Consider the following 18,596-nt stretch of genomic DNA (forward strand, 5'->3'; position numbering starts at 1 on the left):
CTACGGTGGCCGACCTCTTCTACACCAGTCCGGCAGCCACCTGGCTCGACGGCCTGCCCCTGGGCAACGGCCGGCTCGGCGCGATGGTGCTTGCCGGCGATTCGACTACCCGCCTGCAGATCAATGACAGCACCGCCTGGTCAGGCAGCCCGGCCAGCGAGCACCGGCGTGGCCGTATCTCCGCCGGGCCGGCCGCCACCGCGCTCGCCGACGCCCGGAGCGCCATTGTGGACGGGCGGCCGGTTGACGCCGAGCGGATTCTCGAGCAGCTGCAGTCCGGCTACTCCCAGTCATACCTGCCGTTCGCTGACATCACCCTCCAGCTGCACGACGGCTTACGGCTGCAGGAGCGCAGACTGTCCCTGGCCGACGCTACCCACCGCACTCTCGCGGATGGACCCGGCGGCAGCGTCACACAGGACACCTTCATCAGCGCCGTTGATGGAGTACTCGTGCACCGGTTGAGCTCCGGCAGCCCTGTGAGCGTCACCATCGCCGTCTCCACCCCGCTTCGGGAAACCGGCCGTACCAACCGGCGCAACGGCGTCGTACTGGAACTGAAGCTGCCCGCCGATGTGGCGCCCGGCCACGAACCCGACGAGCCGGCACTGCAATGGGAAATAGACGGCGTCGGTCCGCTGGAGGGGACGCTGTGCCTGGCGGCGCGCCACGATGGCTCAACTGCCCAGAACGACGACGGAGCAACAGTATTCACGGCGGTCACCGAGTTGCTCCTCGTGGTTGCCACCGGGACCACCTTCACGGCCATCGGCCGGGAGCCGGAAGGCTCGGCTGCGACGTGCGCAGAAGCGGCACACCGCTGTGCGTATACAGCGATCGAGAAGGGCTGGGACGCACTGCTCGCCGACCACATACGTGCACACCGGGAGCTGTTCGACCGGGTGTCCGTCACGCTCACGCCCGGCCCGGACGCACTGCCGGATCGCGAGCACGTCCCCACCGATATGCGCCTGGAACAGGCGAACGCACACCCAGCGGGCGTGCTGACCGCCGACCCGGCACTGGTTGCCCTGCTCTTCGACTACGGGCGGTACCTGCTCATCGCTTCGTCCCGGCCGGGCTCCCTCCCGGCCACCCTGCAGGGGATCTGGAACGAGGACCTGCGTCCGCCGTGGTCGTCCAACTACACGCTGAACATCAACGCGCAGATGAACTACTGGGGAGCGGAAGTCACAGGGCTGTCCGAGTGCCACGAGCCGCTCCTGGAACTGACCGAAGCCTTGGCCGAACGAGGGCGGGATACCGCCGCCACCCTGTATGGAGCCCGAGGCTGGACGGCTCACCACAATTCCGATGCGTGGGCGTTCAGCTCCCCGACTGCCGGCCAGGCGAGCTGGTCCCAGTGGCCTCTGGCTGGCGCATGGCTGATCCGCCAGCTCGATGAGATGCGCCGTTTCGGCTCCGCCACCCCGGAGCAACTCGAGCGGCTCTGGAACCTGGCGGTCGGTGCCGCCGAATTCGCCTGCGACTGGTTGATTGACGACGGCGGCGTCCACCTGAATACCCGACCGTCCACATCACCCGAAAACTGCTACCTCAGCGCCCAGGGCAGGGCCGCGGTTGCAACCTCCAGTGCGATGGACAGGACGCTGATCACCGAACTCTTCGAGACTGTGCTGGCTCTGGCTGACGCGGTTGGCCAGCCGCACCACCCGATTGTGGCGGAAGTACAGGCAGCACTACCGCGCATCGCACCACCCGCCGTGGGTGCGGACGGCAGAATCCTCGAGTGGGGCGCGCAGGAGGAAGAAGCTGAACCGTCCCACCGGCATCTCTCGCACCTGTTCTTCGCCTATCCCGGAAACGGTCCCACGCCCGAGCTGGCGGATGCGCTCACCCTCTCTCTCGATCGCCGTGGTGATGATTCCACCGGGTGGTCGCTCATCTGGAAGGCATGCCTCCGGGCGCGGCTGAAACAGGCAGAAAAGGTGGGAGCCCTCCTCCGCCTGATGTTCCGCCCGGCAGCCGAAGCAAACGGCCCGCACGCCGGCGGGCTCTACGCCAATCTGTTCGCCGCCCATCCGCCGTTCCAGCTCGACGGGAACCTCGGCTTCGTGGGGGCGCTGGCCGAGGTGCTCGTGCAAAGTCATGCGGGAATCATCGAACTCCTGCCTGCCCTCCCGGCCGAGCTGCCCAGCGGCAGCGTCCGAGGCCTCATCGCCAGGCCGGGAATCGCCGTCGACCTGGACTGGGAGAACGGCGTGATCCGCGAAGCCGCCTTGACGCCCCGGCGTGCCGTGGCCGCAGGGGAGTATCTCGTCCAGCTGGGGGACCGCATCGAACTTGTCACGCTCACTTTCGGCCAGTGCACAGTGCTCAATGACCTCCATCCACACAACACGACTAGCATTCCAACCAACGGAAAGGCATCGCTGACGCCATGACCCAACACCTCGAAGAAAGAGACACCCGCACCATGGGAGATCCCGACTACCGCGACACCGGCCTCGAATTCCCGGCGGGGTTCGTCTTCGGTTCAGCCACAGCCTCGTACCAGATCGAGGGCGCACACGACGCCGACGGCCGCGGGCCCTCCATCTGGGACACCTTCAGCCACACCGAGGGCAAGGTCTTCAACGGTGACACCGGTGACGTGGCGTGCGATCACTACAACCGGCTGGACGAGGACCTGGATCTCATGCAGGACCTCGGCCTCGAGTCCTACCGCTTCTCGATCGCCTGGCCGCGGATTCAGCCCAGCGGCCGCGGTCCTGCCAACGAGGCCGGTCTTGCCTTCTATGAACGCCTGGTGGACGGCTTGCTGGCCCGCAGTATCAAGCCCATCGTCACGCTCTACCACTGGGACCTGCCCCAGGCACTCGAGGACGACGGCGGTTGGACCAGCCGCGCAACGGCCCTCGCCTTCGGCGACTACGCCCGCATCGTGGGTGAGCGGCTGGGGAACAGGGTCGCCTTGTGGACCACCCTGAACGAACCGTGGTGCAGCGCCTATCTCGGTTACGGCTCCGGCGCGCATGCACCGGGACGTACGGAACCCGCCGCTGCGCTCGCCGCCGTGCACCACCTCAATTTGGCCCACGGTCTGGCGGTGTCGGCTCTGCGTAAGGTGGTGACCAACAATCCCGACTTCGCGATTACCCTCAACCTGCACGTGTTCCGCCCGGACGGCGAGACCGGCCCCGAGGCTGTTCGCCGCGTTGACGGTCTGGCAAACCGGCTCTTCCTTGACCCCGTGCTGAACGGCACCTACCCCCAGGACGTTCTGGACGACACGGCGGAGATCACTGACTGGTCCTTCGTTCAGGATGGCGACCTGGAGCTTATCCGACAGCCACTGGACGTCCTCGGGGTCAACTACTACTCCACCAACCGGGTGCGGATGTGGGACGGGGAGGGCCAGAAGGAATCCTCCGATGGCCACGGTGCCGCCACCGGAACGGCCTGGCCGGGTGCGGAGAACGTGGAGTTCCTGCAGCAGCCCGGGCCATACACCGACATGGGGTGGAACATCGAACCGTCCGGGCTGGAGGACTTGCTCGTCTCACTCCACGAACAGTTCCCGGACCTGCCGCTGATGATCACCGAAAACGGTGCGGCTTTCCCCGACACGGTGGAAGTTGACGCGGACGGAGCGAGGCGAATCCACGACGTCGACCGCATCGATTACCTACGCCGCCACTTCACTGCCGCTCACCGTGCAATAGCCCGCGGCGTGGATCTGCGCGGCTACCAGGTGTGGTCGCTGATGGACAACTTCGAGTGGGGCTACGGCTACTCCAAACGCTTCGGGATTGTGCACGTCGATTACGACACTTTGGAGCGGACGCCGAAAGACAGTTCGCGCTGGTATGCACAGTTGATCCGCGAGCGGCGCATCCCACCGGTGGACTGATCCACGAAGAAGAGGCAGGTTCCGGCGGATCTGCCTTCCTTTCGAGCTCGGGTTTAGGCGCTGGCGGTTCCGGCTTGCCGGGATGCGTGGGTGCGGAGAGCGCCGGTTTCTAACCCTCAAGCACTGAGGACTAGGCGCCTCGACCCTGAACCGACCTGCACGGCGGCCCTCTAGGGGAGATTGTTCAGGCCGTGGTCCATGCGGTCGTCGCGGCGTGAATGGCTAGGCGGAGAGTTTCCGTTTCCGTCTCGATCCGCAACGGTTCGGCGGGCAGAGCGCGCTCCGTCATGAGCCCGGTGAGAACGGTAGCAAGGAACCTTGCTCTCTGCTCAATCCCACCTGCAGGGATGGCGCCATCCTCGACCAGAACGGCTAGCCACCGTTCGATGCGGTAGCGACCCATCCGCTCAAGAGCGCGGTACGTGGCCGCTTCGTCATCGGACGGGGGTGATACCACGTATGCGTCGTAGAGAGCACCCCACTGCTGTCGGGCGCGCTCGCCGACGCCCACTTGCGCGAGCATCAATCGTAAGCACGCGAGAAGGCGCTCAGCCGGTGTCAGCGCTTGATCGTTAATCGGGTCGTCCGGAATATCGAGGACGTTCATGCCCGCGACGACGGTATCGATGAGCTCGCGCTGCGTCGGAAAAAAGTGCCGTAGCGACCCGGTGCTCACCTGTGCGCGAGCCGCTACCGCACGCACACTCAGCCGAGCGGTTGGATCCTCGCCGAGCATCGTCGCCGCGGCGATCAAGATCTTGTCGCGCGTGCCTGGTTCTTTCGCCTGATCGTTCATGTCTGCTCCTTAGCGAGACAGTTTTCTATTACAGTGTGCTAGCTTATCTCTTGGCTGACTATTACGCTGTACTAGTCCTGAGCGAGGAGTGGAGAAATGGATATCAGACACCGTCGGGTTCGAACAGGATCCGGTGAACCGCTGCGCCGTTACCGCTGGTGGCAGATGTTCGGCAGATCCCTGCGTTCGATCACGTTGGACTTGTCCGATGGCACGAGGTTGACCTACTCCGTTGATGTTCGCCATGCCGGAGATATGACCGACGGCGAGATCCGCGCGCGACTCTACGTTGACGGCTCGCTGCGGTCATACGCGAAGCTGCCGACTCGGTTTGGGGTGCCGGACGGTCATATCGAGGTCGCAATCAACGGTTTCGGACTCAAACGCTGCCACTATGTGCGCGCAGACGGAACCGAGCAGCAACTCACTCCTGACCCCGCTTCCGCAGAAGGACGTCGCGCCCGGTTCCATCACCGATACCCCGGTACGAGTCGCGTCATCGGGGCCATCTCCACCGCGCTCGTCATCGTCGGCTTGGGCGTCGAAGTGCCGCAAATCATCGGATCTCTTTCCCAGATCCCTCTCGTCGCCGACTCCATCGGAACCTTCACTTCACCGATACAACTCCCCATCCAAGCCAACCTGTTCATCGGACTTGCCACTGTCATCGGGAGTGCGGAGCGAGCGCTGCGGATGCGATCGAGCTGGATCGACGAACTTGCCAGCTGAAACCCCCCGAAAGGAACCTACTGTGCAGCACACCACCCTGAATTGGCTTGGCGAGCAGGATGCTCCCGCGACGATTCCTCGCGTTCCGCCCACCGTCGAATATCACCGCGTCTATGCGGGAGAAAAACGCCGAATTCTCCGCGGCATCTTTGCCATCATCCTGCTACTCGTCGGGCTCGTCTGCTTCGCGCAACTGTCCTTGACGGGGGCACGCCTCATCGACACGGAACTCCTTGGGCGGACGGGCTCCTCGCCCCTTCAGCACGCCGCCGGCGCCCTCTCCCTTGCCGCGCTCATCCCCTATAGCATGCTGCTACAGCGCCTGCTCTACGGAATTCCGTTCCGCTCGCTGCACTCCGTGACCGGGCGCTTCCGATTCGGCATCTTCAGTCGGGCGTTGCTCGTCTTCGGCCCCCTGGTGGTCATCACTGTGTCGTTGGCATTCCTCATGATGCCCAGTCCGCCGGTCGCTTGGACGATGATCGATCTCATCGCTTACTTCGTGATCGGTACGGTCCTCACACCACTTGCAGCGGCAGGCGAAGAATACGGCTTCCGTGGCTTTATGTTCCGCGTCGTGGGTGGGTGGTCCCGCAGCGCACGCCTCGGAACCGTCATCGGCATCATCATCCCGACCGTCTTCTTCTCCCTTTTCCACGGCTCACTTGACCCCTACATCCTCACCTCGTACTTGGTGCTGTTCGGATCGATGGCGGTCATAACCTGGCGCACCGGAGGACTCGAGACCGCTGTCGTCCTCCACGGCCTCTACAACATCACCGGACTCGTGCTCGCCACAACGCTTCACGTCGATGTGGCCGGTCAACTTAACAGCCGGGCAGATGCCACAGGCTCGATAACCCTCCTCATCCCAAGCGCCGCATTCGTTCTCATCACCGGCATCATCTGGTGGAAGACACGCAAACCAGGGCCCGCCCGCACGCCCGGCAGCCCGGCGAGGTGAGCACGAGCCATCGCCTCATCATTGATCGAAAATCCGGCAAGCTAGAGGAATGGATCTTCCACTCATTGTGCGTCAATGTACGGACCAAGACCTGCTCGCGCTCACGGAAGAAGAACCGGCCGGCGCGGGGGTTGCCCGCAGGATGCTGCAACGTCAGCGTGATGGACGAGTGTTTTTTGCCGCAGCGTGGCAAGGACCAGTACCACTTGGGACGGTGGTCTTGGATCTTCACGCAACTTATTCGCCCGAAATGAAGAATCTCTTCGTGAATCCAACCCGAAGAGGTGAGGGCGTAGGAACAGCCCTCTGCGATTGGCTTGAGGCGAAGGCCAGAACTGTTGGATTCGATCACATCTACCTGGGAGTAGGCAAAGACAACGACCGGGCGCGCGGCTTGTATATCCGCTTGGGATACCGATCGATCGGAGAGTCAACATCCTGTACGTATAACTACGTTGATGAGGACGGCTCAACCAAGACGGCGACCGAACTATCCGACTACTACAAGAAACCTCTGTGCTGAATACGGGGCGATATCAGCGGTACGGTTCTCATCTGCATCTCTTGAGCAATCCTCCTGCGGGTGGAGTTCACAGGAGCCGAGGTTCAGTGATCTGAGCCGAGTTTTGCTCGGTTACAAACCCTCAATCTCGTAGCGTCGAGCAATATCAGCGGTTGCCCTGCCCCAGGCGCTCCCGCTGACTCTTTGCTGGTGGGCGCGGAATGAGGCGGCGTCTTGAAATTGTTCGTCAACCTGCCACACCAACGGGTTCCCAGTAACGTTCACTTCGAAGGAAAGACAGCCCTGCTCAGCGCGCGTTAGCTCGATGTGCAAAGGAAGCAACTGGGCAACGATCGCCGCCTGGTCTTTGTTGCTGCAGACGAGTTGGCCGCTCAGGAAGACGTTGCTCACAGGGCCATCATTGCACCGCTGAATACATGGTCTTGCAACGTCCGGTGAAGCAGCGGTTCGTGATCCTGAATCACGTCCCTGAGGATGAACGGACTCGAGCATCAGGAGCCTTTGTTATAGGAACCTTCATGGCGGTTCTCATTGCTAGCCACCCGCCCTGCGAAGACGGTCATTGCACAGCTGAACAGGAAACTAAGGGCGAACAAGCCCAGTCCGCTGACCACCGCAACGATATAGCTGCCAGGCTGGGAGACGGTGTCAATGACCGGTTCCTGGTAGTACCAGATGGTGTACCAAGCCTGCAGACCGAAGAATCCGATGAGTGCCGTGAGCAGCCATGATGCGACTGCTAATTGCCAAGCCTTCATGCTTTCCCCCGATGCCCTGCGTTGCGATAAGCCTAGCGTGACAGTAGGTATGCCGCAGTTGGGTCGCGCAGGTTGCCCTAGTTCGGCATCCGGCCGGCGCTACCCGCCGGTCTGCGCCTCGTCAGATCCGCCACCGACGCGTCCGCTGGATTTCTGCAGCCGGTCGATGTGCTCCGACGCCTGCGCCTTGGTGATGTCCGCGGGGATTTCCTCCCCGGCTTCCCGCGCGAGCGTATCCAGGTAGCTGCGCTGAGCGTCAGTCATCGGTTCATCTCCGGTCACCCACTCTTCAGGGTCACGTGCAAAACCGTCCTGCGGCTCCGGCGTCGGGCTTCCCAAAGTTTCGTCAGACATAAGTGCTCCTTCAGTGTTGGTTCTACTGGTTGGCTTCCGGGGGCAGCGCCTCATGGTGAGCGCGGCCATGCGTCCGGCGGTCTTCCTTCATTTCCGCCTCAAACAGGTGCCGTTTCCCCTCCACAAGCTCATCGCGCGCACGCTTTTCGATCGCCTTGAACTCTGCGTAATAGTTGTCGTCATAGTCCTCCACGATCTGGAACGTCCACCGCCCCTCAATGACATTCCTCCCCAGGACATCCCGGTTCACTTCCTCGGCGAGGCTCTCATGTCCCGCCTTCCGCAGCAGGTCAACTGCCTCGCCCAAAGCGAGATCCGCCGTCCCCGTCAACCGATGGAATCCATACAGCAGCCCCCGCGCATGTTCCACTACTTCAAGCGCTTCCGAGAGCTTCCCGAGCGCCTCCACCGTCTTGTCTGTTGCCGATTCGGGCCGCTGGTGATCGTTGTCCGGCCCATCCGATCCTGAGATAGTCATACTGCTTACCATATACAGCAGCACCCCCGGTTGGGCAGATCCCAGCCTTCCACTATGCTCACGGCCGACACGCGAATACCCTGAGTCCATGCCCACCTCCAGCAGGACTCCGGCCGGCAACAGTACGACGACGGCGCCTGATCTTCCTGCCATCCAGCGCCACACCGTCCGGGTCCTTATTGCGGCGCAAATCCTCGGCGGAATTGGCATGGGCTCCGTTCTCTCGATCGGCGCCGTCATGGCCGCCGAACTGTCCGGCTCAGAGGCGCTCTCCGGCACGGCTGCGACCTTGAGCACCCTCGGCGCGGCAGCCAGCGCCATCCCGTTGGCACGGCTGGCGCAGCGGCTCGGCCGGCGTGCAGCCCTGACCACCGGAGCGTTCATCGCTGCCTCGGGATCACTCACCGTTATCGGTGCGGCCGCCCTCGGATCGTTTCCGCTGCTGCTCCTGGCCTTCGCGCTGCTCGGGGTCGGCACCGCAGTCAACCTGCAGTCCCGCTTCGCTGCGACCGACGTGGCAAGTCCCGAGCACCGCGGGCGGGACCTGTCGCTGGTGGTCTGGTTCACCACCGTCGGAGCAGTGCTGGGCCCCAACCTCATCGGACCAGGCGAGGTGGTCGCCGAAACGCTTGGCATGCCCGAGCTGACGGGACCATTCCTCATCGCCGTTGGTGCGCAGCTTGCAGCAGCGATCGTCTATCTGATCGCCCTACGGCCGGATCCTTACCTCATCAGCCGGGCAACGCCGTCGGACCCGAAAGACGACGCGCCCGGCATGGTGCGCGGCAGGGGAGCCCTGATCTTCGCCATCGGATCGATTGCGGCCAGCCACGCAGTCATGGTCTCCGTGATGTCAATGACGCCGGTCCACCTGGTGAACCACGGCGTGACGCTCACCATTGTCGGGCTCACCATCAGTCTCCATATCGCCGGCATGTACGCACTTTCACCGGTGTTCGGCTGGCTGAGCGACCGGGTTGGCCGCGTGGGTACCATCCTGATCGGCCAGGCACTGTTCGCGGTTGCGCTGGTCACCGTGGCCTTCGGCGAAGATGACCCTGTGCTCGTGACCATCGGCCTGATTCTGCTCGGCCTAGGCTGGAGCGCCTCCACAGTCTCCGGCTCGGCACTGGTCGCGGACCTCGTCACCGGAGCGGCCCGCGCACGCATCCAGGGCCGCACCGATCTCAGTATGAATCTCGCCGGTGCGTTCGGGGGAGCGGCGTCCGGTCTGGTGCTGTCGATGGTCGGCTACTCCGGACTTGCGTGGTCAGCGGGGTTGCTGGTGCTGCTCATCGTTGCCGGAGCAACGACGATGCGAACCGCCCGCCCGCTCTCCGCCTGAGCGGCAAATAACATCCGCTGAAGCAGGAGCAACAAACAGCCTCTACGTGTGCGCCGCCTCGTCCCAGAGGGTGCTCATCTCGGTCATGGCGCGCTCCATGATGGCGAGCATGGCTGCGTGCGCGTCAACGGCATTGCCGCGCTGAATGGCGCTGGCCACATCGACGTGCATCTGCAGTGCTTCCTCATGCGGATGGTCCGGCATCATTCCGTAGTGCGTCCGCCCGGTCAGCACTTCCGCAACCAGCGAGTTGAGCTTGCCGAACATCTCATTACCTGAACTTGAGAGCACCAGGTGGTGGAACTGGATATCGAGTTTCAGGAACAGTTCCGTGTCGCCATCCTGGCCCGCCGCCCACAGCTTCCCGGCGAGGCCCATCAGCTCGCTGGCATCCGCCAGCGGCGCGCGCATCGCTGCGAGGCGCGCGGCCTGGGGCTCGACGGCGGTACGCAGCTCGGTCAGCGACCGCAACTGCGCCACCCGGCCGGGTGAGGCTAGGCGCCAGCGGATCACCTGGGGATCGTAGAGATTCCATTCGGTGGCCGGGAGGACCTGCACGCCGACCCGGCGGCGGGATTGCACCATGCCCATTGAGGCCAGCACTCGCAGCACCTCCCGGATCACCGAGCGGGAGACGCCGTAGCGTTCCTCCAGCTCTTCGATCCGCATGATGCTGCCGCTCTGCCACTCGCCTGCGCCGATAGCCAGTCCCATCTGATCGATCACCGAGGCGTGCAGGCCTGAGAATACTGCGACATCGGGAGACTCGGTTTCGGCGGGTGGCATGGAGGAAGCGTACCAACAGCATCCCAATCACTCAGATAGGTTGCATAAGTATGATCTTTCTCACTACACTCGAGCTATACAGCAGATGTTTCAGCATCTACTCCAGCCCGCGTACAGCGGACGTCCCTCAATGAAGAGAAGTGGAGACACAGTGCAGCGCACAATCCTGCGAAAAGCCGGTATTACGGCAGCAATCGCAATGTTCGCCGGCGGATCACTGGCCGCCTGCGGCGGCAGCGGCGGAGACGCGGAGGCGGGTTCGGACACCCTGCGGGTCACTCTCGCCAACCACGTCTGGACCGAGCAGATCATCGAGGCCATCCCCGAGTTCGAGGAAGAGACCGGACTGACGGTCGAGGTCACCCAGTTGGGTGAGGATCAGCTCTCAGCCCAGTACAACGTTCAGCTCAATGCCGGTACTGACGAAATCGACGTCATGATGTACCGCCCCCTCCAGGAGGGCAAGCTGTTCGCCCAGAACGGCTACCTCGCGGACCTGACTGACCGCGTGCAGTCCAACCCTGAGTGGGAGTGGTCCGACTTCCAGCAGGGCCCGGTGGATTCCACCACGTTCGAAGACAAGGTTGTCGGTGTCCCCACCATCACCGAGCGTGAGGTGCTCTATTACCGCACCGACCTCCTGGAGCAGGCCGGCCTGGAAGTTCCGCAGACCCTCGAGGAGCTTGAGGCCGCTGCCAAGAAAATCAACGAAGAGAACCCCGACGTCGCAGGCTTCGTTGCCCGTACCGGCAAGTCCCCGGCCGTCACCCAGTTCTCCAGCTTCCTGTACGGCTTCGGCGGCGACTTCATCGATGATGAGGGTAACTCCGCCGTCGCCAGCCCCGAAGCCAAAGAGGCCTACGCCTACTACGGCCGCATGATCAACGAATACGGACCGGAGAATGTCAGCACCGACATGAGCTGGCCCGAGGCAATGGCCATCTTCACCCAGGGTGGTGCCGCGTTCTACACCGAGGCTGACAGCCTCTACCAGAACGCCACTGACCCGGCCAACTCGCAGGTTGCGGACAAGGTCGGCTTCGCGCCGATGCCCGCCGGCCCCGCCGGCTCGAAGCCCTACAACGTTCCTTCGTGGGGCCTCGGCATCAATGAAGCATCGAAGAACCAGGACAACGCCTGGAAGTTCGTCGAGTGGGCCACCAGCAAGGACATGGTCCTGCAGATTCAGAAGGAAGGCGTTCCGGGCCCCCGCAAGTCGGTCTGGTCAAACCCTGAAGGTACCGCGACCTACCCTGAGGATCTGGCAGCAGCCATCGAGGTCAGCGCCGAGAACGGCGTAGGCCACGACCGCCCGCTGGTCATCAATGTCGGTGAAGCCCGCGAGATCGTCGGCGACCCGATCGTCGTCGGAATCACCGGTGGCGAGGTGGACGCGGCTGCCGACTCGGCAGACGAAGCGTTCCAGCAGTTCCTCGATGACGAACGCGAGTAACTGATTTCCTGAATCACCCGCCGTCGTGCCCGGGTCCAAACCCCGGGCACGACGGCGGCACCACCTGACAGCGCGGCCCGGCCGCCGCTTTGAAGACTTTTCCTTTCATCCCCAAGGACGTGGACAATGACCGTCGCCTCCCTGCCGCAAAAATCCGCGTGGAAGGCCTACTCCGACTGGGCCAACGACCACCGGAAGTGGCTTTTCGCAGCACCGGCCATGGCCTTTGTTGCCATCCTCATCATCTTCCCGCTCGCGTGGACCCTCTACCTCAGCCTTACCGACGCATCGGGTTCGGTGCGCGCCGAATCGGAATTCATCGGTTTCGCCAACTACGCCGAAGTCCTCACTGACACCGAGCGCTTCTGGCCCGCGGTAGCCCGGACCTTCATCTTTACCGGTGCAGCCCTGCTCGTTCAGATGGTCCTCGGCATGTGCATCGCGCTCCTGCTCTGGCGTCCGTTCAAGGGCGAAAAGTGGGTGCGCGTCGCGATTCTTCTGCCGCTGGTAGCCACCCCTGTTGCAGTCGGCATGATGTGGCGGCTGATCTTCGACCCGAACATCGGCTTCGCCAACCAGGCCCTCGCCTGGTTCGGCATTCCAGCCCAACCCTGGCTCTCGGGACAGGACACCGCGCTGGCCACCGTCATTTTCATCGACATCTGGCAGTGGACCCCCATGGTGGTCATCATCCTGCTGGCCGGGCTGACCTCGCTTTCGGAGGAACCTGACGAGGCCGCTCGCATTGACGGTGCCAACGCCTGGCAGCGCTTCAAATTCATCACGGTTCCGCTCATGATGCCCACCATCATTGTGGCCATCCTCCTGCGCAGCATCGACGCCCTGAAGACGTTCGACCTGCTGTACGCCACCAAGGGACGCGGCGGCGGGTCCTTTCACGAGGTCGAGACGCTCAACGTCTACGCCTACGGGCTCAGCTTCGACTACAACGACTACGGGTTGTCTTCCACCGTCCTCATCATCTTCTTCCTCATCATCATTGGTTGCATGTGGGTTCTGACCCGCCGCCGGAAGGACGTCCAGAAATGAGCAGCGTCGTAACCCCCAAGATGCTCCGCCCCGGCGCTGAAACGGCTGCCCGCCCGCCGCAGCAGCCACGCCGGAGGAAGCCATTCAAGAGCCGCGCATATAAGATCTTCCGCGTCGTCGCGCTGATCGTCATCGTGGTGTCCTTCCTCGCCCCGCTGGCATGGATGCTGCTCGCCTCGCTGAAGACCAACGTCGACATCTACGACGCCAGCAAGACGCTCATCTTCGAACCCACCACAGCGAACTACGAGACGGTGCTGGGCAGGAACAACTACCTGTCCTTCGTCTTCAACAGCTTCTGGGTGGCCTTCGCCTCCACCGCGCTGTCCTTGATCATCGGTGTCCCGGCGGCCTACTCGATGAGCCGGTTTGCGATGCGCCGCTCGGCCCTGGTGGTGCTCATGGCCCGCATCATTCCGGGCGTCAGCCTGCTGGTGCCCTGGTACTACGTGTTCTCCAACATGTCGATGGTGGGCGGGTACAGCGTCCTCATCCTCTCCCACATGTTCGTCGCGCTGCCGCTGATCGTCTACATCCTGATGTCCTACTACGACTCCATGCCGCTGGAACTGGAAGAAGCCGCACGTGTGGACGGACTGACCCATATCGGTGCGTTCCTGCGGGTCACCCTTCCGCTCTCGATGGCGGGAATCGCCACGGCGAGCATCCTGGCGTTCATCTTCTCCTGGAACAACTTCATGTTCGCCCTGGTGCTTTCCGGAGCTGACACCAAGACCCTGCCGGTGGCGATCTTCAACTTCGTGGCCTACGCAAGCATCGACTGGGGAGGCCTCATGGCGGCCTCCGTGGTGGTCACCATCCCCATCATGGTCATTGCCCTGTTCACTCAAAAGTACATCGTCTCCGGCCTCACCGCCGGTGCCACCAAGGGCTAGGCCATGGCGCAGCAACCAACCCCGCCGATTGTGGTCATGGGGGTGCAGGGCTCTGGTAAAAGTACGCTCGGGGCCCTCCTCGCAGCGCGGCTCGGCGCGCGCTTTGTCGACGGCGATGACCTCCACCCGGAGCAGAACAAGCAACTTATGGCTGCGGGAACTCCACTGACTGACGAGAACCGGCTGCCCTGGCTCCACGATGTCGGCGAGGAGCTGGCACGCGGCACGGAAGCCGGCGTCGTCGTCGCCTGTTCAGCACTGAAGCGGTCCTACCGCGACCTGCTGCGCGGGCACGCGCCGCACCTGTTCGTCCTGCATCCCTACGGAGCACGGGAACTGGTCGCGGCGCGGCTTACCGCCCGCGAGCACGAGTACATGCCGCCGTCGCTGCTGGACTCGCAGTACAACACCCTCGAACCCCTGTCCGACGGCGAACGCGGGTTGACCGTCGACCTCGCCCTTTCACCGGACGCAATTGTTGACCGCGTCTGCGCCCGCCTTACCGAAAGCACCGTCCATGCGCATTAGCAGAATCGAAACCTTCCTCGTCCCGCCGCGCTGGCTCTTTGTCCGGGTGGAAACCGATGACGGCATCGTGGGGTGGGGCGAGCCGGTGGTGGAGGGCCGCTCCGAGACGGTGCGCACCGCCGTCGAGCAGCTATCCGAGCTGCTGATCGGGCAGGATCCACTGCGCATCGAGGACCTCTGGCAGGTCATGACCAAGGGCTCGTTCTACCGGGGAGGTGCGATCCTCGCCAGCGCGGTTGCCGGTCTCGACCAGGCGCTGTGGGATATCCACGGGAAGTCGCTCGGCGTTCCGGTGCACCAGCTGCTCGGCGGGCATGTCCGTGACCGGATCCGGATGTATGGGTGGATCGGTGGGGATGAGCCCGCGGAAATCGCTGACGCCGTCGAAGCCCAGCTTTCCGTCGGCCTCACCGCGGTGAAGATGAACGCGAGCGGGCGGATGAAAGCGCTCGGAAGCGTGGCCGCGATCAACGAGGTGGTGGAGCGGGTTGCTGCCGCGCGTGACGTGCTTGGTCCGCACCGCGACGTCGCCGTCGATTTCCATGGCCGGTTCACCCTTGCGGACACCCGCCGGATTGCACCGCTGCTGGAACCGTTGCACCCGTTCTTCCTTGAGGAACCCACGGTGCCGGAGAACTCACACCTGATTGGCGGGCTCACCCGCTCGACCACCATCCCGGTGGCCACCGGAGAACGGCTGTACAACCGGCAGGAGTTCCTCCCGGTGCTGCAGGCAGGCATCGCTGTTGCGCAACCGGACCTTTCCCACGCCGGTGGGATCACAGAGGTGCGGAAAATCGCCTCGCTCGCGGAGGTCTTCGATGTGCAGCTCGCCCCGCACTGTCCGCTTGGGCCGCTCGCGCTCGCGGCCTGCCTGCAGGTCGGCTTCGCGACGCCGAACTTCCTAATCCAGGAACAGAGCATCGGCATTCACTACAACCAGGGCGCCGAAGTGCTGGATTACGTGCTGGACAAGACGCCGCTGAAGTTCGTTGACGGGTACGTTGAGCGGCTGACTGCCCCGGGGCTCGGTATCGAGATTGATGAGTCGGCGGTCCGGATAGCGGACAAGACCGGCCACAACTGGCGCTCGCCGGTGTGGAGGCACGACGACGGCGCGTACGCCGAGTGGTGAGCGCGACTGCGCCGCTGGATTCCACTGAGATAAGGAGAAGACCATGACGAGCCTTCTGGACGGACTGAAGCGGGCGCGCCTCCTGGCGATTATTCGGGGGAGCGAGCGTACCGCTTCGGTGCGCACCGCCGTCGCACTCGTGGAGGAAGGGATCACGTACCTGGAGGTTTCGCTCAACACTCCGGAGGCGATCGAGGTCATCGCGGCGGTCCGTCGCGAAGTGGGCGATCGTGCGGCGGTGGGTGCCGGAACCGTGCTGACGGGGGAGGACGCGGCCCGCGTCGCGGACGCCGGCGGGCAGTTCCTCGTCACGCCTGCTGTCACCGCAGCCGTGGACGCCGGCGTGCTCCTCGGGTTGCCGGTCCTCGCCGGCGCTATGACTCCAACGGAAGCGTTCTCGGCAATGGACCGGGGCGCCACTGCCATCAAGCTGTTCCCCGCCTCCTTCGGCGGTCCGGCGTATCTCTCGGCGCTTCGCGATCCCTTCCCCAATATCCCGTTCATTCCAGTGGGCGGCGTGAGTGCTGAAGCGGCGGCGGAATACCTCGCTCGCGGCGCCGTCGCCGTGGGAGTCGGATCGCCGTTGATCGGCGACGCCGCCGGCGGCGGGGATCTGGACGCCCTTCGGCGGCGCGCACAGGAATTCCTGCGGCTCGGAGCCGGAGCAGCCGGATGAGCGGGGAACCGCTTCCGAAGGCCCAGGTCCTCACCTTCGGCGAGACCATGGGGTCGATCCGCGCCGCAGGCCTGCTGCGGCACGGGGGAGCGATGTCCATGTCCCTCGGCGGAGCGGAATCGAACGTCGCCATCGGTCTGGCGCGCCTGGGCCACAGCGTGCGCTGGGTCGGCAGGCTCGGCAAGGACGAGGTCGGAAAGTTCGCCCTGCGCACCCTGTGCGCAGAGGGAGTGCTGACCGACGCCGTCGTTCATGATGCGCACCGGCCCACCGGACTGATGCTGCTCGAAAAGCGGATTGCCGATGTGTCCCGGGCTGCCTATTACCGCGCAGGTTCGGCCGGCTCTGCGCTCAGTTTTGAAGACCTCGCACCGGCCCTGGACGCAGAGCCGTCGATTTTCCATTTCACGGGCATCACCCCGGCGCTCTCCGCGAGTGCGTCAAAGGCAGCCCTGCAGGCTGCGGAAACCGCACGGGAACGGGGAATCACCGTCAGTTTTGACGTGAATTATCGTGCCAAGCTGTGGGACCGGGAGGATGCAGCGGAGGCTCTAAGCGTGCTGGCCGGGATCGCGGACATCGTCATCGCTTCCGAAGACGAGATCGATCTCCTGGGTAGTTCCTCCGCCCATGCGCCTGAGGCCGAGCTGGTGGACGGGTTGCACGCTCGCGGCGTTCGGGACGTCATCATCAAGCGCGGAGCTGAGGGAGCCACGGCCTACACAGCGGACGGCGCCTGCCACTGCGATGCGATCAAGGTCCCGGTAGTGGACACCGTCGGCGCAGGCGATGCGTTCACGGCCGGCTACCTCTCCGCAGTGCTCGACTGGGAAACGCTGGAAGAGCGACTGCACCGCGGTGTCACCCTCGGTGCCTTCGCCGTCGCTGCAACCGGCGACTGGGAAAACCTCCCGGCACGGAACGAACTTTCCCTGATCAGTTCCGCCGGAACCACCATCCGTTAGTTACTCCACCATCCGCTCCACAGCAGAAGGAATTATCCGTGAAGATCCGTAGCGCAGAAGTGATCGTCTCCAGCCCCGACCGCAATTTCGTCACGCTGAAGATCACCACCGAGGAGGGAATCACCGGCCTCGGCGACGCTACGCTCAATGGTCGCGAACTGGCCGTTTCGGCTTACCTTGAGCACCACGTGGTCCCGTTGCTGATCGGACGGGATGCGCACCGGATTGAGGACACCTGGCAGTTCCTCTACCGCGGTGCCTACTGGCGGCGGGGACCGGTGACCATGGCCGCTATTGCCGCCGTCGACGTCGCGCTCTGGGATATCAAGGCAAAAGCGGCCGGTATGCCGCTCTACCAGTTGCTGGGCGGTGCAAGCCGCACAGCCGTGCGCGCCTATGGCCACGCAAGCGGCCGCGACATCCGCGAGATTCTGGACTCCGTCCGCGAACACCTGGAACTAGGCTACAAATCCATCCGCATCCAGACCGCGGTGCCGGGCATCAACGCGGTCTACGGTGTGGCCGCCCAGCCCACAGCCGGCGGCGTCCGCTACGACTACGAGCCCGCGCAGAGGGCGGCGCTGCCCGCGGAGGAGGACTGGGATTCGAGGGCCTACCTGCGCCACATCCCCACCGTTTTCGAGGCCGTCCGCAACGAGTTCGGCCCCGAATTGCCGCTGCTCCACGACGGGCACCACCGGATGACGCCGATCCAGGCGGCCCGCCTCGGAAAGTCACTGGAACCGTATGACCTGTTCTGGCTCGAGGACTGCACCCCTGCCGAGAACCAGGACGCACTGCGTCTGGTGCGCCAGCACACCACCACGCCGCTGGCCATCGGCGAAGTGTTCAATACTGTGTGGGATTACCAGACGCTGATCCGCGAACAGCTGATCGACTACGTGCGTTCCGCAGTGACGCATACCGGCGGCATCAGCGCCATGAAGAAGATCCTCGACTACGCGGCGCAGTACCAGATCAAGTCCGGCATCCATGGGCCCACCGATATCTCACCGGTGGGCATGGCGGCCGCGCTGCACCTCGACCTTGCCATTCACAACTTCGGTATTCAGGAGTACATGCGGCATGGGGACCTCACCAACGAGGTATTCGAGCAGTCCTTCACCTTTGTGGACGGCTACCTGCACCCGGGGGATAAGCCGGGCCTCGGCGTCGAACTGAACCTCGAGGCCGCGGCTGCCCACCCCTACGAACCCGCGTACCTGCCGTTCAACCGGCTGAAGGACGGCACAATCCACGACTGGTGACGGAAGAACGCCCCGGCG

The 18,596-nt window shown here is 63.9% G+C and carries 20 protein-coding genes; 14 read left to right on the forward strand and 6 right to left on the reverse strand.

Going from position 1 to position 18,596, the window contains the following annotated elements; translation table 11 throughout:
• Nucleotides 1-5 precede the first annotated feature (5 nt).
• Complete coding sequence (locus AC1MBU_RS06295; RefSeq protein WP_479789414.1) at nucleotides 6-2,405, forward strand: glycoside hydrolase family 95 protein; 2,400 nt, start codon at nucleotides 6-8, stop codon at nucleotides 2,403-2,405.
• Nucleotides 2,402-3,874 (forward strand): GH1 family beta-glucosidase, encoded by a 1,473-nt coding sequence (locus AC1MBU_RS06300; protein WP_479789416.1) that lies wholly within the window; start codon nucleotides 2,402-2,404, stop codon nucleotides 3,872-3,874. The genes AC1MBU_RS06295 and AC1MBU_RS06300 overlap by 4 nt, the downstream gene beginning before the upstream one ends.
• Nucleotides 3,875-4,058: 184 nt before the next feature.
• Here AC1MBU_RS06300 and AC1MBU_RS06305 read toward each other — a convergent pair whose 3' ends face one another.
• The gene (locus AC1MBU_RS06305; RefSeq protein ID WP_277359743.1) at nucleotides 4,059-4,670 is read right to left on the reverse strand and encodes a TetR family transcriptional regulator; all 612 of its coding nucleotides are present in this window, start codon (nucleotides 4,668-4,670) and stop codon (nucleotides 4,059-4,061) included.
• A 96-nt stretch (nucleotides 4,671-4,766) separates the two neighbouring features.
• Here AC1MBU_RS06305 and AC1MBU_RS06310 point away from each other — a divergent pair, with 96 nt between their 5' ends.
• From AC1MBU_RS06310 to AC1MBU_RS06320, 3 genes are read left to right on the forward strand one after another with little or no spacing between them, the layout of a single operon-like run.
• Nucleotides 4,767-5,399 carry a hypothetical protein gene (locus tag AC1MBU_RS06310; RefSeq protein ID WP_277359742.1) on the forward strand — a complete coding sequence of 211 codons (633 nt, stop codon included), beginning with the start codon at nucleotides 4,767-4,769 and terminating at the stop codon, nucleotides 5,397-5,399.
• 22 nt (nucleotides 5,400-5,421) lie between these two features.
• Nucleotides 5,422-6,363 (forward strand): CPBP family intramembrane glutamic endopeptidase, encoded by a 942-nt coding sequence (locus AC1MBU_RS06315; RefSeq protein ID WP_479789418.1) that lies wholly within the window; start codon nucleotides 5,422-5,424, stop codon nucleotides 6,361-6,363.
• Nucleotides 6,364-6,412: 49 nt separating this feature from the next.
• The gene (locus AC1MBU_RS06320; protein WP_346028528.1) at nucleotides 6,413-6,886 is read left to right on the forward strand and encodes a GNAT family N-acetyltransferase; all 474 of its coding nucleotides are present in this window, start codon (nucleotides 6,413-6,415) and stop codon (nucleotides 6,884-6,886) included.
• A gap of 111 nt (nucleotides 6,887-6,997) precedes the next feature.
• Here the strand turns inward: AC1MBU_RS06320 and AC1MBU_RS06325 are convergent, their stop codons facing one another.
• The 4 genes from AC1MBU_RS06325 to AC1MBU_RS06340 all read right to left on the reverse strand — a co-directional run bounded on the left by AC1MBU_RS06325 (nucleotide 6,998) and on the right by AC1MBU_RS06340 (nucleotide 8,476).
• Entirely contained in the window at nucleotides 6,998-7,276 is a 279-nt protein-coding gene (locus AC1MBU_RS06325) for a putative quinol monooxygenase (protein WP_346028527.1), read from the reverse strand.
• A gap of 101 nt (nucleotides 7,277-7,377) precedes the next feature.
• Nucleotides 7,378-7,644 (reverse strand): Asp23/Gls24 family envelope stress response protein, encoded by a 267-nt coding sequence (locus AC1MBU_RS06330; RefSeq protein ID WP_346028526.1) that lies wholly within the window; start codon nucleotides 7,642-7,644, stop codon nucleotides 7,378-7,380.
• Between the two features lie 99 nt (nucleotides 7,645-7,743).
• Nucleotides 7,744-7,998, reverse strand: a complete 255-nt coding sequence (locus AC1MBU_RS06335) for a DUF3072 domain-containing protein (RefSeq protein WP_479789421.1) — start codon at nucleotides 7,996-7,998, stop codon at nucleotides 7,744-7,746.
• A 22-nt stretch (nucleotides 7,999-8,020) separates the two neighbouring features.
• Nucleotides 8,021-8,476: a hypothetical protein gene (locus AC1MBU_RS06340; RefSeq protein WP_277359739.1), complete on the reverse strand. Its 456-nt coding sequence runs from the start codon at nucleotides 8,474-8,476 to the stop codon at nucleotides 8,021-8,023.
• Nucleotides 8,477-8,564: 88 nt separating this feature from the next.
• On the opposite strand from AC1MBU_RS06340, the gene AC1MBU_RS06345 reads away from it, so the two are divergent.
• Nucleotides 8,565-9,821 (forward strand): MFS transporter, encoded by a 1,257-nt coding sequence (locus AC1MBU_RS06345; RefSeq protein WP_346028524.1) that lies wholly within the window; start codon nucleotides 8,565-8,567, stop codon nucleotides 9,819-9,821.
• Nucleotides 9,822-9,863: 42 nt separating this feature from the next.
• Here AC1MBU_RS06345 and AC1MBU_RS06350 read toward each other — a convergent pair whose 3' ends face one another.
• On the reverse strand, nucleotides 9,864-10,607 hold the full coding sequence (locus AC1MBU_RS06350; RefSeq protein ID WP_346028523.1) for a FadR/GntR family transcriptional regulator: 744 nt from the start codon (nucleotides 10,605-10,607) through the stop codon (nucleotides 9,864-9,866).
• Between the two features lie 151 nt (nucleotides 10,608-10,758).
• Here AC1MBU_RS06350 and AC1MBU_RS06355 point away from each other — a divergent pair, with 151 nt between their 5' ends.
• From AC1MBU_RS06355 to manD, 8 genes are all read left to right on the forward strand, one after another.
• Nucleotides 10,759-12,060, forward strand: coding sequence for an ABC transporter substrate-binding protein (locus tag AC1MBU_RS06355; protein ID WP_235563298.1), 1,302 nt, complete (start codon nucleotides 10,759-10,761; stop codon nucleotides 12,058-12,060).
• A 126-nt stretch (nucleotides 12,061-12,186) separates the two neighbouring features.
• On the forward strand, nucleotides 12,187-13,110 hold the full coding sequence (locus AC1MBU_RS06360; protein WP_056549054.1) for a carbohydrate ABC transporter permease: 924 nt from the start codon (nucleotides 12,187-12,189) through the stop codon (nucleotides 13,108-13,110).
• Nucleotides 13,107-14,006, forward strand: coding sequence for a carbohydrate ABC transporter permease (locus tag AC1MBU_RS06365; protein ID WP_346028521.1), 900 nt, complete (start codon nucleotides 13,107-13,109; stop codon nucleotides 14,004-14,006). The genes AC1MBU_RS06360 and AC1MBU_RS06365 overlap by 4 nt, the downstream gene beginning before the upstream one ends.
• Before the next feature lie 3 nt (nucleotides 14,007-14,009).
• Nucleotides 14,010-14,534 (forward strand): gluconokinase, encoded by a 525-nt coding sequence (locus AC1MBU_RS06370; RefSeq protein WP_277359754.1) that lies wholly within the window; start codon nucleotides 14,010-14,012, stop codon nucleotides 14,532-14,534.
• Nucleotides 14,524-15,669 (forward strand): galactonate dehydratase, encoded by a 1,146-nt coding sequence (gene dgoD, locus AC1MBU_RS06375; protein ID WP_479789428.1) that lies wholly within the window; start codon nucleotides 14,524-14,526, stop codon nucleotides 15,667-15,669. The genes AC1MBU_RS06370 and dgoD overlap by 11 nt, the downstream gene beginning before the upstream one ends.
• Before the next feature lie 43 nt (nucleotides 15,670-15,712).
• Nucleotides 15,713-16,345, forward strand: coding sequence for a bifunctional 4-hydroxy-2-oxoglutarate aldolase/2-dehydro-3-deoxy-phosphogluconate aldolase (locus AC1MBU_RS06380; RefSeq protein ID WP_479789430.1), 633 nt, complete (start codon nucleotides 15,713-15,715; stop codon nucleotides 16,343-16,345).
• Complete coding sequence (locus AC1MBU_RS06385; RefSeq protein ID WP_479789433.1) at nucleotides 16,342-17,310, forward strand: sugar kinase; 969 nt, start codon at nucleotides 16,342-16,344, stop codon at nucleotides 17,308-17,310. The genes AC1MBU_RS06380 and AC1MBU_RS06385 overlap by 4 nt, the downstream gene beginning before the upstream one ends.
• Before the next feature lie 38 nt (nucleotides 17,311-17,348).
• Entirely contained in the window at nucleotides 17,349-18,578 is a 1,230-nt protein-coding gene (gene manD, locus AC1MBU_RS06390; protein WP_479789435.1) for a D-mannonate dehydratase ManD, read from the forward strand.
• Nucleotides 18,579-18,596 lie beyond the last annotated feature (18 nt).

The sequence above is a fragment of the Arthrobacter sp. PTI12 genome (assembly GCF_056679915.1).

Bases quoted from the DNA above. Each gene is read 5' to 3' on its own strand.
- AC1MBU_RS06300 (WP_479789416.1), top strand. From the start codon at position 2,402: ATGACCCAACACCTCGAAGAAAGAGACACCCGCACCATGGGAGATCCC.
- AC1MBU_RS06360 (WP_056549054.1), top strand. From the start codon at position 12,187: ATGACCGTCGCCTCCCTGCCGCAAAAATCCGCGTGGAAGGCCTACTCC.
- AC1MBU_RS06310 (WP_277359742.1), top strand. From the start codon at position 4,767: ATGGATATCAGACACCGTCGGGTTCGAACAGGATCCGGTGAACCGCTG.
- AC1MBU_RS06340 (WP_277359739.1), bottom strand. From the start codon at position 8,476: ATGACTATCTCAGGATCGGATGGGCCGGACAACGATCACCAGCGGCCC.
- AC1MBU_RS06380 (WP_479789430.1), top strand. From the start codon at position 15,713: ATGACGAGCCTTCTGGACGGACTGAAGCGGGCGCGCCTCCTGGCGATT.
- AC1MBU_RS06365 (WP_346028521.1), top strand. From the start codon at position 13,107: ATGAGCAGCGTCGTAACCCCCAAGATGCTCCGCCCCGGCGCTGAAACG.
- AC1MBU_RS06335 (WP_479789421.1), bottom strand. From the start codon at position 7,998: ATGTCTGACGAAACTTTGGGAAGCCCGACGCCGGAGCCGCAGGACGGT.
- AC1MBU_RS06345 (WP_346028524.1), top strand. From the start codon at position 8,565: ATGCCCACCTCCAGCAGGACTCCGGCCGGCAACAGTACGACGACGGCG.
- AC1MBU_RS06385 (WP_479789433.1), top strand. From the start codon at position 16,342: ATGAGCGGGGAACCGCTTCCGAAGGCCCAGGTCCTCACCTTCGGCGAG.
- AC1MBU_RS06350 (WP_346028523.1), bottom strand. From the start codon at position 10,607: ATGCCACCCGCCGAAACCGAGTCTCCCGATGTCGCAGTATTCTCAGGC.
- AC1MBU_RS06330 (WP_346028526.1), bottom strand. From the start codon at position 7,644: ATGAAGGCTTGGCAATTAGCAGTCGCATCATGGCTGCTCACGGCACTC.
- AC1MBU_RS06305 (WP_277359743.1), bottom strand. From the start codon at position 4,670: ATGAACGATCAGGCGAAAGAACCAGGCACGCGCGACAAGATCTTGATC.
- AC1MBU_RS06370 (WP_277359754.1), top strand. From the start codon at position 14,010: ATGGCGCAGCAACCAACCCCGCCGATTGTGGTCATGGGGGTGCAGGGC.
- AC1MBU_RS06320 (WP_346028528.1), top strand. From the start codon at position 6,413: ATGGATCTTCCACTCATTGTGCGTCAATGTACGGACCAAGACCTGCTC.
- dgoD (WP_479789428.1), top strand. From the start codon at position 14,524: ATGCGCATTAGCAGAATCGAAACCTTCCTCGTCCCGCCGCGCTGGCTC.